The following is a 13,976-nucleotide window of genomic DNA, read 5'->3' on the forward strand; positions in this document are numbered from 1 at the left end:
CAATGCCCCGAGGTATGTCACGCCGTACCGTGCTCGCCGGAACCGCCACCGCCGCAGCGGCCGTCGCCGTTTCCGGAGGCCTGGCCCTGCCCGCGCAGGCAGCCCCTGCCGCAGCCGCGGCCGACGTCCCCAAGCTCCCGAACGGCACCAGCAGAAACAAGGTCCTGGTCGTCGGCATGGACGGTCTGCGGTACGACCGCATCGCCGCCGCCCAGGCCCCGACCTTCAAGTCCCTGATCGCGAAGGGCACGTTCGCCACCAGCCTGCTCTACTCCCCGCCCACCGCGCAGACCTCGTCCGGCCCCGGCTGGTCGACCGTCTCCACCGGCGTGTGGCCGGACAAGCACGGCGTCGTCGACAACAGCTTCAAGGGCAAGAACTACGCCCAGTACCCCGGCTTCCTCGCCCGCCTGCGCGAAGTGAAGCCCGAGCTCTCGACGTTCGCCGCGATCGACTGGAAGCCCCTGGACTCCGAGGGCACCGTCACCGCCGGCGCCAGCGCCAAGCTCGCCTTCGACGGCGACGCCGACGGGTACGACGGCCACGACGCGACCATCGCCGCCGCGGCCGAGTCGATCCTGCGCGACCAGAACCCGGACGTCTGCTTCATCTACTTCGGCAACACCGACATCATCGCCCACGGCAGCGGCGCCATAAGCCCCCGCTACCTCCAGGAGATCGACCTCTACGACGGCTACATCGGCCGTATGCTCGCCGCGATCAAGGCCCGCAAGAGCTACCACCGCGAGCGCTGGACGATCCTGCTGACCACCGACCACGGGCACGCCGACAAGGGCGGTCACGGCGGCCCCTCCATCGAGGAGCGCCGGGTCTTCACCATCGCCCAGGGCCCCGGCATCCCGGTCGGCGCGAAGCCGATCAACACCCGGCACGTGGACACCGTCGCGACCGTCTTCCACGCGCTCGGCATCACCCCGAAGCCCGAGTGGGGTCTGGACGGCAAGCCGCTCCAGCGCCCGTTCGCGGACGGCTTCGACGCCTCGTACCCGCTGCTGAAGCCCGCTGTCGACGAGACCGGCACGCCCAAGGAGGTGCTGGGCTTCACGCACACCCCGGCCGGCGGCTGGACCATCGACAACTCCCGGATGCCGGAGACCGGCGGCGTCGAGGAGTGGCGCGGCTGGACGCTGACCACCGACGAGTTCTGGACCCGCGCCGACAAGGCGCAGGGCCGCGAGGGCTTCACCCGGGGCCGGGGCGTCATCGCGGTCGCCGACCCCGACGAGTGGGACGACAAGGGCAACCCGTCCAAGGACATCGAGTTCGACTCGACCCTGGTCTCGCCCGCCTACCGGGTCGCCCGCAAGTCCTCGGTGACGCTCACGTACTTCAGCCACTACTTGCAGGACGGCACCCAGCGCGGCGACGTCCTGGTCTCCTTCGACGGGGCCGCCGACCAACTGGTCAAGAACTACGCGGCCGACGCGAAGAACACGTCTGAGAAGCTCACGATCGCCGTCCCCAAGGGGGCCCGCACGGTCCGGGTCAAGTTCCGGATGCGCGACGCCCGCAACAGCTGGTTCTGGGCCGTGGACAACGTACAAATCGGCTGATTCCAGCAGTAGTTCAGTAGGAACGGTCCCGGGGAGCCCCACACTTCCCGGGGCCCGTGCAGCACCACCCCCCATCCCACGCACCACCTGTTTCCCTGGAGAAAGACATGTCCCAAGGCATCTCGCGCCGCGCCGTCCTCCTCGGTGCCGCCGCCGTCGCCGCCACGGCGGGCCCGCTCGCCTCCGCCACCTCGGCCGCCGCCGCAGAGCGTGCGGGCCGGGCGGCCAAGACCCCGAAGGTCCTGGTCATCGGCCTGGACGGGGCGATGGTCCGGCGGATCAAGGACGCCGACGCGCCGAACCTGGACGCGCTGATGGCGGCCGGTGTCACCGCGCCGTCCAGCATCTACACCAACCCGATGGCGCCGACCTCCTCCGGGCCCGGCTGGACCACCCTCATCACGGGCGTCTGGCCGGACAAGCACAAGGTGGTCAACAACGACTTCACCGGCCACAACCTGGCCCAGTACCCCGACTTCCTGACCCGCGTCGAGACCGCCAAGCCGTCCCTGAAGACGTACGCGGTGGCGTCCTGGAACCCGGTCACCGACATCATCTTCTCCGCCAAGGTCGACGAGCGCGTCTCCACCCCGGAGGCCGAGTACGACACGGGCACCACCTCGCGCGCCGTCGCCAAGGTCAAGACGGACGTCGACGCGGTCTTCGTGCACCTCGACAACGTCGACCACGCGGGCCACGCCAGCGGCAACGCCAGCCAGGCCTACCTGGACGCGCTGCACGGCGTCGACACCCAGGTCGGCCAGATCGTCGCCGCCGTCAAGTCCCGTGCCACGTACGGCAGCGAGGACTGGCTCATCATGATCACCGCCGACCACGGGCACACCGCGACCGGCGGCCACGGCGGCGACAGCTGGGACGAGCGCCAGACCTTCATGATCGCCACCGGTGCCGGGCTGCCCGCCGGTGTCACCCGGTACGACGTGAAGATGCCCGACGTCGCCGTCTCCGCCCTCCACCACCTGGGCGTCGCGGTCAACCCGTCCTGGAATCTGGACGGCCGCCCCGTCCAGCAGTCCACCCCCGACGCCTTCGACGCGCTGCGCGGCTCGCTCCAGAAGCGCGTGGACGAGACCGGCGTCGGCGCGGACGTCCTCGGCTTCACCCACGTCGCGCCCAGCGGCTGGTCGATCGACAACTCCAAGATGGGCACCGGCGGCGTCACCGAGTGGCGCGGCTGGTCCTTCACCACCGACGAGTTCTGGACCCAGGCCGAGAAGAGCCAGCAGCGCGAGCTGAACGTCCGGGCCCGCAACGTCTTCGCGGTCGCCGACGGCGACGAGTGGACCGACAAGACCTTCACCGGCACCTTCGACTCCACGCTGATCAGCCCGAAGTTCGCGGTCACCCCGGGGGCTGCGGCCACGCTGACGTACACGACGTACTACCGCCAGGAGTCCCCGCAGAAGGGCGAGGTCCTCATCGCGTACGGGAACGCGGCGCCGGTCGTGGTCAAGACGTACACCGCCGACACCTCCTCCCGCGTCGAGAAGATCACCCTCCAGGTCCCGGCGGGCGCCACCACCGCCCAGGTCCGTTTCCGCTACACCGGCGGCAACAACTGGTACTGGACCATCGACGGCGTCAACATCACCGCCTGAGACTAGGCTGGGGGGCGTGCACAGGGTTGTGCGCGCCCCCTTGTCTGAGTGTGTGTACGTACGGCGGGAGTCCCCCCAGATGGCAGAGCGCAAGCCGATCGAGTCCTGGCTCACCGACATGGACGGAGTCCTCATCCACGAGGGCGTCCCGATCCCCGGCGCCGACGCCTTCATCAGGAAGCTCCGGGACACCGGCAAGCCCTTCCTGGTGCTGACCAACAACTCCATCTACACCGCCCGCGACCTGCACGCCCGCCTGGCCCGGATGGGCCTGGACGTGCCGGTGGAGAACATCTGGACCTCCGCGCTCGCCACCGCCCAGTTCCTGGACGACCAGCGCCCCGGCGGCACCGCGTACGTCATCGGCGAGGCGGGCCTGACCACCGCCCTGCACGACATCGGGTACGTCCTCACCGACCACGAGCCCGACTACGTGGTCCTCGGCGAGACCCGTACGTACTCCTTCGAGGCCCTCACCAAGGCGATCCGCCTGATCAACGGCGGCGCCCGCTTCATCTGCACCAACCCCGACGAGACCGGCCCCTCCGCCGAGGGCCCGCTGCCCGCCACCGGCGCCGTCGCCGCCCTGATCACCAAGGCGACCGGCAAGAAGCCGTACTTCGCGGGCAAGCCCAACCCGCTGATGATGCGCACCGGCCTCAACGCGATCGGCGCGCACTCCGAGACCAGCGCCATGATCGGCGACCGCATGGACACCGACGTGCTGGCGGGCCTGGAGGCCGGGATGGAGACCTTCCTGGTCCTCACCGGGCTCACCGGCAAGGACGACGTGGACCAGTACCCGTTCCGCCCCTCCACGATCGTCGACTCGATCGCGGACCTGGTCGAGCGCATCTGACCCGCGCGGCGGGTCGCATATCACCCGCAGGGGCCCGTACGGCGCAGTGACAGGCCCCTGCGGATGCGGAATCACCGCAGCGCGTGAATCTTCGGAGGTACCAGGAGGTTCACAATGCGCTCATCACAGCTCACTCTGTGTGCGGGTGCGGTGCTTGCGGCGGTACTCGTCCCCGCGCACACCGCCCTCGCCGCCGTGGCGGACAACGAAGAGTCCCACGGCAGTGTCACCGTCACCCCGTCCACCATCGCGGCCGGCGGGGAGGTGGATCTGCGGGTCAGCGTGTGCGGCGGCAAGAAGGCCATCGGCACGTCGGAGGCGTTCTCCTCGCCCGCCTACTTCAACCCCGCCGCCGACGGCGGACTCTTCGCCGAGGCCCGGATCCGCTCCGACGCGTCCGGCCGCGACTACGGCATCACCGTCAAGTGCGAGGACGGCCCCGGCTCCGCCAGCGGCAACGTCACCGTCGTGCACCGCAGGATCGATCCGACCGCCCCGGTCCGCGCGGGCGGCGGCGGCACGGCGCTCGCGGCCGAGTCCGACGGTCCGGGCACCCCGCACACCCTGATCGGCCTCGGCCTCGCGGGCGCGGCGGCGATCGCCATCGCCGGGCGTTCGGTGCGCAAGCGCCGGGGCGGCACCCACTAGGCCGTTCGTCCTTCGACACGTACAGGGGAGTGACATGACCACCGACCAAGCACCCGGCAAGGGCCGCGCGCTCACCGGCATCGCCTGGGCCGTTTTGCTCCTCGGACTGTGGCTGTGGGGCCGCGACCTCACCGACGGGCCGGGCGGCAGTGCCGCACCGACCACCGGTGACGTGGCCGCGGTGGGACGCCCACTGCTGCAGATCGAACTCCCCGAGGCGCACGAACCGGTCCCGGGCGCCCGCCCGGCCCGGGTCGACATCCCCTCGCTCGGCATCACCGCCCCCGTCAGCGCCCGCGGGCTCGACGGCACGGGGGCGGTCGACCCGCCGCCCTACGAACAGCCCCGGCAGGTCGGCTGGTACGGGGACGGGGTGCGCCCCGGTGCGAGCGGGGTGGCGCTGATGGTGGGGCACGTCGACACCCAGAGCAAGCCCGCGGTCTTCTACGGGCTCAGCTCCGCCCGCCCCGGTGAACAGGTCAGGGTCACCGGGACGGACGGCTCCGTCGCCGAGTTCACGATCGACGACGTCCAGGTCTTCAGCCGGGACAAGTTCGACGCGAAGAAGGCGTACGGTCAGCACGAGGGCAGCCGCGCGGAACTGCGGCTGATCACCTGCGGCGGCACCTACGACCACGAGGCCAAGCACTACACGGCCAACGTGGTCGTCTCCGCCTACTTGACGGGCGCGGTGGCGGCCAAGTCCTGAGAGGACACCGGGGAGTTGACCCCGGCCTTCGCCGCCGCCCGCAGCCCCAGCCCGCCGAACACCGCCGCGAACACGGCCCACAGCAGCACCTGCGACCCCAGCGACAGCACCCGGAAGTCCCACAACAGCGTTGCCGGTACGGGGACTTCGTCCGGGTTTCCCGGCAGCAGGAACAGCACGGCGAGAGTCGCCGCGCCGGTCAGGAACACCGCGCCCTGGCGCAGCGGCTCGGCCCGGCCCGCCAGACGTACGTACAACTGCCAGGCCAGCAGCATCCCGAGGATGCCGATCACGACGGCCGCCAGCCACAACTGCTGCCGCTCGCCGACCGTGTTGGCGTCGCCGACACCGGGCGGGGCCGCCGGGTAGCGCAGCCCCGGCAGCAGTGCCACCGCCACGAACGCCGCCGCACAGCACGCGAGGGCGCGCGGCCAGGCCCGTACGAGATAACCGGTGCGGCGGTGGATGAGCGCGTAGGCGACCGCGAACAGCGCGCCCAGGGCGATACCCGCGATGATCGCGGTGACGACCAGCCCGAAGTGCTGCTGGCCGCGGGTGAAGAGTTCCTCGTGGTGCTCGGCGACGGCGCCGGCCGCCGCGTGGGCGTGCTCGGCGGCCTCCTCCTTGGCGGAGCGGGCCTCCTCCAGCTCGATCGCCCTGTCCATGACAGGCTCGGCGAGCAGCAGGGAGAAGAGGCCCGTGACCAGGCCTGCGACCCCGCCCGCCGCGGTGCCGCGGCCGAGCAGGGTGAGAGTGGGGTTGCTCATGGTGCGCGCGACCCCGATCAGTGGCAGGGGGCACCGAAGAGGTGCCTGCCGTCGTGCGAGAACTCGTGCAGGTAGCTGCCGGTCGCGGAGATGATGTGGCCGTTGTCCATGAACACGGCGTACAGCGCGATCAGCGCCACGATCACCGCGGCGGCCAGGATCAGCAGATCCCGGGTGCGGGTGGTCGCGGACGCGAGGTCGGTGGCGGTCTGTGCGGACTGCGGGGCAGACGCAGACATGACGGGGTGAGCCCTCCTTCTGGGGTTTCCACGCCCCATGGCAGGAGAGGCGACGGTCCAGTTCCTGACTTCCCCTCTCCCACAAGGGAGTTGGGGTCACAGTGGCGGGACCGTCCCGGAGTCGCACCGGAGTTCCTGTGTGCCGTCGCCTCGACGTGTGAAGTTGTCCTCCGGAGAGTCCCAGCCTGGCAGTGCACTGTCAATGGGCCCTCGATGTGAGAGAAACCCCAGGTGGGCGGCGGACGAAGGAGGGCACCTGGCCCGGCCGACTGCTCGCTCCCCCCGGAGCTGTCGGCCGGGCTGGTCCTCGACCGCGCGCGCACGAACTGCGGGAGAAGCCCGGCGCCGTCGCGGGAGGTTCTGTGGAAGAGCCAGCTCGGATCCACGGGCCGGGGGCTGGGGCCGCATCCCTACTGTAGAACGGCCAAGCCCCGTTCTCCAGGGGGTAATTGACGCAAAGTCACAGCAAAGTCGCTACACGTGTCCCGGGCCGTGGAACCGGCTGCCGATACGTCCGCTATGCGCGCCCCGTCCGGTCGTCCCGCACCTCGTCGGAGTCCAGCTTCCCCACCACCACCTCCAGCGCCACCTCCGACAGCCGTCGCTGCTCCCGCCGCGCGTACCGGCGCAACGCCTCGAAGGCCTCGTCCACCGACACCGTCCACCGCTCGGCGAGCATCCCCTTCGCCTGCTCCAGCCGCACCCGGCTGGTCAGCGCCGACTGGAGCTGCCCCGCCACCAGTTCCGACTGCCGTACGGTCCGCTGCTGGAGGATGCCGATGGTCGCCGCGTCCGCCAGCGCCTGGGCGAGCTGGACCTCGCCGGGCGGCAGGTCCAGCCGCGCGGTGTCGGTGAACAGGTTCAGCGCGCCGATCACCGTCTCGCGCAGCCGCAGCGGGATCGCGTACGTGGCGCGGAACCCGTACTCACGGGCGCGCGGCGCGAACACCGGCCAGCGGGTGAGCGTTTCGGCGGCCTCCAGGGACACCGGCAGAACCGTGCTGCGGCTGCGGTAGCACTCCAGGCAGGGGCCTTCCTGGTGCTGGATCTCCAACAGGTCCAGCAGCCAGGCGCGTTCGTCGGAGGAGGCCGCGGTCTGGAGTTCGCCGTGCGGGGTGGCCAGCATCAGCCCGGCCGCCGAGACGTCCAGGAGCTCCACGCAGCGGGCGGCCAGCCGCTGGAGGAAGTCGATCACGTCGAAGTCGTCGACCAAGGTGTCGGCGAGCTCGACGAAGGCCGCCGCGATCTTCTGCTCGCGCACGCTGCTGTCCATGACTGCTCACCCATATCTGTCGTGCCGCCGGGTGGGGCGCCGGAGCGCTTCCCCTTCATCATCGTGCCGTGTCCTGCCCGTCGCCGTCCCTCACGGCGCCGCTCGGGGTGAAAACCAGCCTTCGTGCCACCACGTCCCTGGCCACCTCCAGGATGGGTTTGTCACGGGAGTACGCATGGGCCCGCAGCCGCACCAGGGCCGCCGCCGGCGGCACCCCGAGCCGTACCGCGATCATGCCGGTCGCCTGGTGCACCTCGGCCCGGTACAGACCGGCCACCGGCAGCTCCTCGCCGGGAGCGGTCTGCGACCCGTCCAGCAGGGTCAGCGTGAGGGTGTCGCCCAGCACCAGGGCGTCCCGCAGCTGGAGCGGGCTCAGGCTGCCGGGGGTGGCCCGGTGCAGCGTCAGTGCCCCGAGCAGGATCGCGCCGATCTGGAGCGGCAGTGCGAACACCGCCCGCACCCCCAGGTCCGCCGCCGCAGGCAGGAAGCCCGGCCAGCGCTCCCGGGGCACCAGTTCCAGGTCCCCGTCCAGCAGCAGCGCGCCACTGGCCCGGACATCCAGGGCGGGTCCCTCGCCGAGGGTGAACTGGAGGTCCTCCAGCGCGGCACTGACCGGGTCCGAGAGCCACACCGGCTCACTGACGGAGGCGGAGCCGCCGGAGACGGAGACCGCGAGACCATCCACACCGAGCGCCTCGGCACAGCGACGGGCGAAGGACTCGTCGAGCCCGGCGGTGCGACGGACCGCGAGTTCTCCAAGGAGGGCGGTCATGCGAGTGCTGACGACGCCCTCCCTGGGAAACGGTGTTGCCCAAGGGTAGTGCCCCGAGGACAAAGAGGCAGGTTGAACGTGGTGCAACAGCTTCTCTGCGATCGGGAACGCACCGGGTGGGGCACACGTTCCGTATGGAAGGATTGGATTCGACCGGCTGTGTCCGGGCAGGGGCGGCTGGGGGGCTGCCTCGGGAACTTCTTTCATCTTCGAGACAGTCAGTCACTTTGAGACGTTCATTCTTTTCGAGCAGTCACTTCGAGACGGTCAGTCCTCGGCAGGCGCCCAAGGGGGAGTCGATGTACGGCAGTTACAGCGGACGTGTGCGAGCACTCGGGGCGGTGGCGGTGGGGGCCGCGCTGCTCCTGACGGGCTGCACCTCGGACGACGGCGGCAGCGCCGCCGGGGGCACGGGGGGCAAGGCCCCGGTCACGCAGCTCCCCAAGGGCGACGACCCGTACTGGGTCAACCCGGACGCCAAGGCGGCCAAGGCGCTCGCCGAGGAGAGCGACCCGGCCAAGAAGGAACTGATCAAGAAGATCGCCCAGCAGCCGGCCGGCGAGTGGCTGATCCCGGAGAACGCCAAGGAGCAGGCCAAGGGCTTCACCGAGGCCGCCGCCCAGGCCGACCGCGAGGCCATCCTCGTCCTCTACAACATCCCGCACCGCGACTGCGGCCAGTACTCGGGCGGCGGCGCCGCCGACGGCAACGCGTACCGCAAGTTCGTCAAGCAGGTCGCCGAGGGCATCGGCGACCGCCCGGCCACCGTCATCCTGGAGCCGGACGCGGTGCTGCACATGGTCGACACCTGCACCCCGGAGCAGTTCCACGAGGAGCGCTACGACCTCCTCAAGGGCGCCATCAAGACCCTGAAGAAGCAGCCCAAGACCAAGGTCTACCTGGACGCGGGCAACGCGGGCTGGGGCAAGCCGGACCAGATCTTCGAGCCGCTGAAGTGGTCGGGCATCGACCAGGCCGACGGCTTCTCGGTGAACGTCTCCAACTACTACTCCACCGAGGCCAGCAAGAAGTACGGCAAGGAGCTCTCGGCGAAGGTCGGCAACAAGCCCTTCGTCATCGACACCAGCCGCAACGGCAACGGCCCCTACACCAAGGGCAAGGCGGAGGAGCGCTGGTGCAACCCGCCCGGCCGCGCGCTGGGCGAGGCCCCCACCACCGAGACCGGTGACCCGCAGGTGCACGCCCTGCTGTGGATCAAGCGCCCCGGCGAGTCCGACGGCACCTGCAAGGGCGGCCCGGAGGCCGGCCGCTGGTACGCGGACTACGCACTGGGCCTGGCGAAGAACGCCAAGTAGGCCGCGTACGAGAACGCAGTAAGGGGCGCCCTCCAGGGAGGGCGCCCCTTACTCGTACCTACGGACTGACTACTGGACGTCCACCCAGACCGCCTCGGACGGCGTGCCCTGGTCGTCCGTCACGAAGAGCATGTAGTACCCGGCGGGCACCAGCGCGCTGCTCTTGGGGACGGTGACGGTGATGCCGTCGGCCGACTTCTTGAACTCCAGCGCGATGTTGCGCTGGTCCATGTCGGTCATGTGCGTCACCGCGCTCGGCCGCATCAGCTTCGCCGTCTTGATGGACGAGGCGTGCGCGGACTTGAAGGTGGCGGAGCCGCCCCGCTTGATCTCCTTGGGGCCGTCGGTCAGCTTCGGCCGCGAGTCCCGGTAGAGGTAGGGCGGGGTGTAGATCTCGATGCGCTGCTCGAAGACGCCGGGCCGGGTGTTGGCCTTGTCCGAGAACAGGGAGTCCGAGCCCGCGCTCATCACGCGGCCGTCGGGCAGCAGCACCGTCTGCGAGTGGTAGTTGCGGCCCACGGCCGGGTCGGCGACCTGCTTGAACGTGTTCGTCTTCGGGTCGTAGATGCGCGCCTCCTTGATGTTGGAGTCGCTGCGACCGCGGTAGTCCTCGGAGCCGCCGGACACCAGCAGGGTGTCGTCGGGCAGCAGGGACGCGCTCGGGTAGCGGGTGCCCTTGGCCAGCGAGGGACCGTCCTTGAAGGTCGGGTTCTCCTCGGAGGCGTCGACCAGGCGGGTCTTCTCGCTGGACTTCTCCGACTCGCCGACGCCGCCGCCGCCGATGACCATGAACTTCTGGGCCTGCGCCGGGGGCAGCATGACCGAGGCCGAGGTCTCCAGCTGGTCCGGGTCGCTCATGCCCGGGATCTTCTTGAAGCTGTTGTTGGACAGGTCCCAGATGCCCGGCTCACGGCCGACGTCGGCCGGACCGTAACCGGCGTTGGAGCCGGTGTAGATGAGCTTGCCGCTGCCCAGCAGGAAGAGCGACGGGTACGTCGGCAGCCGCCGCTCGAAGCCCGTGTACTTCCAGGTCTTCGTCTTCGGGTCGTAGATCTCGTCCTTGCCCGGGACGATCTGGCCGATGTCGTCCAGGCCGGAGGTCGCCAGGACCTTGCCGTCCTTGAGCGTGGTCAGCGACGGGTACCAGCGCGCCTCGTTCATCGGGTCGACGGTGATGTACTTCTCCGCCACCGGGTCGAACTCGTACGCCTCCCGGATGCCCTGGAAGTCCTTCTTGTCCAGCGCGAGCTTCTCGGCGACGCCATAGGTGTTCTGGGCGTTCTTGCCGGTCAGCGAGGGGATGGCGTAGTTGTCCTGGGTGCCCGTCTCGTACTGCTTGCCGGACTGCTGGGCCTCGACGTAGGTACGTCCCAGACCCGCCTCGGTGCGCAGGAACTTGCCCTTGTTGGGCCCGGTCGTGGCGAAGACCTTCTTGGCCTTCTCCACCAGGACCGGGTCCTTGGAGACGAAGGTCTTGCCGCTCTTCTTGCCCTTGAAGACCGTCCCGGCGGGGATGGTTATGGGCTTGTCCGGGTTCTCGTTGTGCACCACCATCAGGCCGCCGGCCTTGGTGACGTCACCCTCGAGCTTCTCGTACCGCTTGGTGCCGCCCGCGACGAGCAGCTTGCCGTCGCCGAGCTGCGTGTGACCCGAGCAGAACATGTCCTTCGGGGTCTTGATCATCTTGTACGAGTTGTTCTTCGGGTCCCACAGGACCGACTCGAACTTGCCCGCGTCGAAGTTCTTCTGGTTGTTGCCGGAACCCGCGATGAGCAGGACCTTGCCGGTGTGCAGCAGTGCCGAGTGAATCGTGTTGATCTTGAACTTGGTCGGGACGTCGAGGAAGTCCCAGTGTCCGTTCTCCGCCTTGTACTCGGGGCGGTTGATCTTGTACTCGTGGTACTGCTCCGACCCGAAGCGGTACAGCGCGGGCCCGTTGAACGCCGCCACGGCGACGACCACGGCCGCCGTGATGGAGAGTCGCTTGGCCCGGCGGCTCGGACGGAAACTCATTTCTTACGTCCCCCAAGGGAAGAAATCTGCATGGTCTGGTCGGCCGGGGCCCAGCTCGGCCGCTGCTGCGGTGCGTGGCCGCCGTCGCCGTACTGACCCTGGTGCTGGCCCTGGTACTGGCCCTGGTTCTGGCCCGGGAAGGCCTGCTGCTCGTCGTACTCCGGGGTGCCGCCCGCGGAGCCGGGACCCTGCTGCGGGCCGGGCTTGCCGTTCTTCTTCTCGGAGCGCATGCCGACCCGCCAGGCGATGATCGGCGCCGCCGTGATGAGCGCGGCCAGCGAGGCCCAGGTGACCATCGCCGGGTGCGAGTGCCCGCGCCAGTACGAGACGCCGATGGAGCCCGCGAAGATGACGATGAAGAACAGGTGGATGCGGAAGGTGCCGAAGAGGGTGTCGGGGCTGGCCGACTCGCCCTTGGGCGTCACCACGAAGCTGGACTTGCGGCGCAGCAGGGAGTCCATGAGCGCGCGGGCGTACAGCGGCGCGGACATCGCGGACATCGCCATGCCGGCCAGACCGCCGGAGCCCTCGGGCTCGTGCGGCGAGACGTTGTGGCGGCGGTTCCAGATGTAGAGGCCGATCTGGAGGGCCGAGGCGTTGCCGTACAGCATCATCCAGATGACCGGGTCGATCTGGACACCCGAGGCGCCCATGCCCAGGAACAGCGCACAGGAGAGCGCGGCCAGGATCCAGTTCATGGCGGACATCGGGTAGAAGATGATCATCATCGTGTAGTTGAAGAGCTTGCCGGGGGGAAGCGTGCCCCAGCCCCTCCAGTACTGCTTGAGGATCGTCTCGTAGGTACCGCGCGACCAGCGGAGCTGCTGGGTGAAGAAGTCCGTCCAGGCGGACGGGCCCTCGCCGACGGCCAGCACGTCCGGGGTGTAGACCGAGCGCCACTTCTTGCCCGTCGCCGGGTTCTTGGCGCGGTGGATCTCGAAGCCGGTCGCCATGTCCTCGGTGATCGAGTCGTACAGACCGCCGATCTGCTTGAGCGCCTTGATGCGTACGGCGTTGGACGTGCCGACGAACATGGGGGCGCCGTAGCGGTTGCCCGCGCGCTGGATCAGGGCGTGGAAGAGGAACTGCTGCGACTCGGCGGCCTTGGTGACGAAGGTGTCGTAGTTGCCGTAGACCTGCGGGCCGATGACGAAGCCGACGTTCGGGTCGCGGAAGTAGCCGAGCATGCGCTCCAGGTAGTTCGGGAGCGGGATGTGGTCGGTGTCGACCGAGGCGAAGTAGTCGTAGTCGTCGCCGTGCGCGTCCAGCCAGGCGTTGTAGTTGCCGTGCTTGGTCTTCGCGCGGTGCGGACCCTTCTTCTGGTTCCACTTCTCGACGCCCTTGCGGGAGAAGTGGTGCACGCCCAGGCGCGCGCAGACCGCCTTGACCTCGGGGTCGTCGCCCTCGTCGAGCAGCCAGATGTGCAGCAGGCCCCGGTGGCGGATCTTGACGGCCGCCTCCAGGGTCTTGGTGACCATCTCCAGCGGCTCCTTGCCGGGCACGAAGGAGGTCATGAAGGCGACCCGGGTGCCGGACTCGGGCACGACCGGGATCGGGTCACGGGCGACGAGGGTCGCGTGCGCGTTGGAGATCACGTTCATCGTGCGGAAGAGCTCGATGAGACCGATCGAGACGAGCATGACGGCGTCGAGGATGGGCAGGAGCTCGTCCTGCAGGTTCGGGTCGCGGACGGTCCAGTGGCCCGGCTGCATCAGCCAGATGAAGAGACCGAGCGAGAGCAGCGGGGCGGCACCCAGCAGGAGCGCGGCACGGATGCGGTGCGGCTCCTGGGAGATCAGCGAGCGGTACTGGACCTTGTACGGCTTGGAGGGGTCCGGCTGGGTCAGCGGACCGGCCAGCCGGCTGTAGTGCTCGTAGTCGTACCTGGGCAGCGCCTTCTGCTGTCGGCGACCCTGTCCGCCCGGCGGCGGCGGCGGAACCCGCAGCTGCGTCGTCTGGGTGGGGTCGTGGGTAGGGTCGTGGTACTGCCCGGCGCCGCTCGGCGTCGACGTCATGAGTCATCCCCCCGCACGCAAGGCTGGCTGCGTGAGTTCGTAGGTCTCTTCGCTCGCTGGCGGTCCCCCTCGACCGTCCCGAACGCATCCATGGGCAGGCCGCCATCACCACAGACACAGGACGACAACCTTCCGGTTGCATGATGCCCGCCCTGACATCGATCAGTGAAAG

General features: G+C 69.5%; 12 protein-coding genes and 1 riboswitch. Of the genes, 6 read left to right on the forward strand and 6 right to left on the reverse strand.

What is annotated here, in order from left to right; translation table 11 throughout:
- Nucleotides 1-2 precede the first annotated feature (2 nt).
- The 5 genes from IE269_RS18055 to IE269_RS18075 all read left to right on the forward strand — a co-directional run bounded on the left by IE269_RS18055 (nt 3) and on the right by IE269_RS18075 (nt 5,409).
- Nucleotides 3-1,574 carry an alkaline phosphatase family protein gene (locus IE269_RS18055; RefSeq protein ID WP_189824031.1) on the forward strand — a complete coding sequence of 524 codons (1,572 nt, stop codon included), beginning with the start codon at nt 3-5 and terminating at the stop codon, nt 1,572-1,574.
- A 107-nt stretch (nt 1,575-1,681) separates the two neighbouring features.
- Entirely contained in the window at nt 1,682-3,193 is a 1,512-nt protein-coding gene (locus IE269_RS18060) for an alkaline phosphatase family protein (RefSeq protein WP_189824032.1), read from the forward strand.
- Nucleotides 3,194-3,272: 79 nt separating this feature from the next.
- Entirely contained in the window at nt 3,273-4,052 is a 780-nt protein-coding gene (locus tag IE269_RS18065; RefSeq protein ID WP_189824033.1) for an HAD-IIA family hydrolase, read from the forward strand.
- A 114-nt stretch (nt 4,053-4,166) separates the two neighbouring features.
- Nucleotides 4,167-4,700 (forward strand): hypothetical protein, encoded by a 534-nt coding sequence (locus IE269_RS18070; RefSeq protein ID WP_189824034.1) that lies wholly within the window; start codon nt 4,167-4,169, stop codon nt 4,698-4,700.
- A gap of 34 nt (nt 4,701-4,734) precedes the next feature.
- On the forward strand, nt 4,735-5,409 hold the full coding sequence (locus IE269_RS18075) for a class F sortase (RefSeq protein WP_189824035.1): 675 nt from the start codon (nt 4,735-4,737) through the stop codon (nt 5,407-5,409).
- Here the strand turns inward: IE269_RS18075 and IE269_RS18080 are convergent.
- The 4 genes from IE269_RS18080 to IE269_RS18095 form a co-directional block, all read right to left on the reverse strand.
- Nucleotides 5,376-6,176: a CbtA family protein gene (locus tag IE269_RS18080; protein WP_189824036.1), complete on the reverse strand. Its 801-nt coding sequence runs from the start codon at nt 6,174-6,176 to the stop codon at nt 5,376-5,378. The genes IE269_RS18075 and IE269_RS18080 overlap by 34 nt on opposite strands.
- Nucleotides 6,177-6,193: 17 nt before the next feature.
- Nucleotides 6,194-6,415, reverse strand: coding sequence for a CbtB domain-containing protein (locus IE269_RS18085; RefSeq protein WP_189824037.1), 222 nt, complete (start codon nt 6,413-6,415; stop codon nt 6,194-6,196).
- A 37-nt stretch (nt 6,416-6,452) separates the two neighbouring features.
- Nucleotides 6,453-6,577, reverse strand: a riboswitch (cobalamin riboswitch).
- Nucleotides 6,578-6,932: 355 nt separating this feature from the next.
- Nucleotides 6,933-7,688 (reverse strand): GAF and ANTAR domain-containing protein, encoded by a 756-nt coding sequence (locus IE269_RS18090; RefSeq protein WP_189824038.1) that lies wholly within the window; start codon nt 7,686-7,688, stop codon nt 6,933-6,935.
- 58 nt (nt 7,689-7,746) lie between these two features.
- Complete coding sequence (locus IE269_RS18095; protein WP_189824039.1) at nt 7,747-8,460, reverse strand: ANTAR domain-containing protein; 714 nt, start codon at nt 8,458-8,460, stop codon at nt 7,747-7,749.
- 299 nt (nt 8,461-8,759) lie between these two features.
- Here IE269_RS18095 and IE269_RS18100 point away from each other — a divergent pair, with 299 nt between their 5' ends.
- On the forward strand, nt 8,760-9,776 hold the full coding sequence (locus tag IE269_RS18100) for a glycoside hydrolase family 6 protein (protein WP_189824040.1): 1,017 nt from the start codon (nt 8,760-8,762) through the stop codon (nt 9,774-9,776).
- Between the two features lie 69 nt (nt 9,777-9,845).
- Here IE269_RS18100 and glxA read toward each other — a convergent pair whose 3' ends face one another.
- Nucleotides 9,846-11,789: a radical copper oxidase GlxA gene (gene glxA / locus IE269_RS18105; RefSeq protein WP_189824041.1), complete on the reverse strand. Its 1,944-nt coding sequence runs from the start codon at nt 11,787-11,789 to the stop codon at nt 9,846-9,848.
- The gene (locus IE269_RS18110) at nt 11,786-13,804 is read right to left on the reverse strand and encodes a glycosyltransferase family 2 protein (protein ID WP_189824042.1); all 2,019 of its coding nucleotides are present in this window, start codon (nt 13,802-13,804) and stop codon (nt 11,786-11,788) included. Before IE269_RS18110 ends, glxA begins: the two co-directional genes overlap by 4 nt.
- Nucleotides 13,805-13,976: the final 172 nt, after the last annotated feature.

Source organism: Streptomyces spiroverticillatus (genome assembly GCA_014650415.1).
In the GTDB taxonomy this organism is placed as follows: domain Bacteria; phylum Actinomycetota; class Actinomycetes; order Streptomycetales; family Streptomycetaceae; genus Streptomyces; species Streptomyces spiroverticillatus.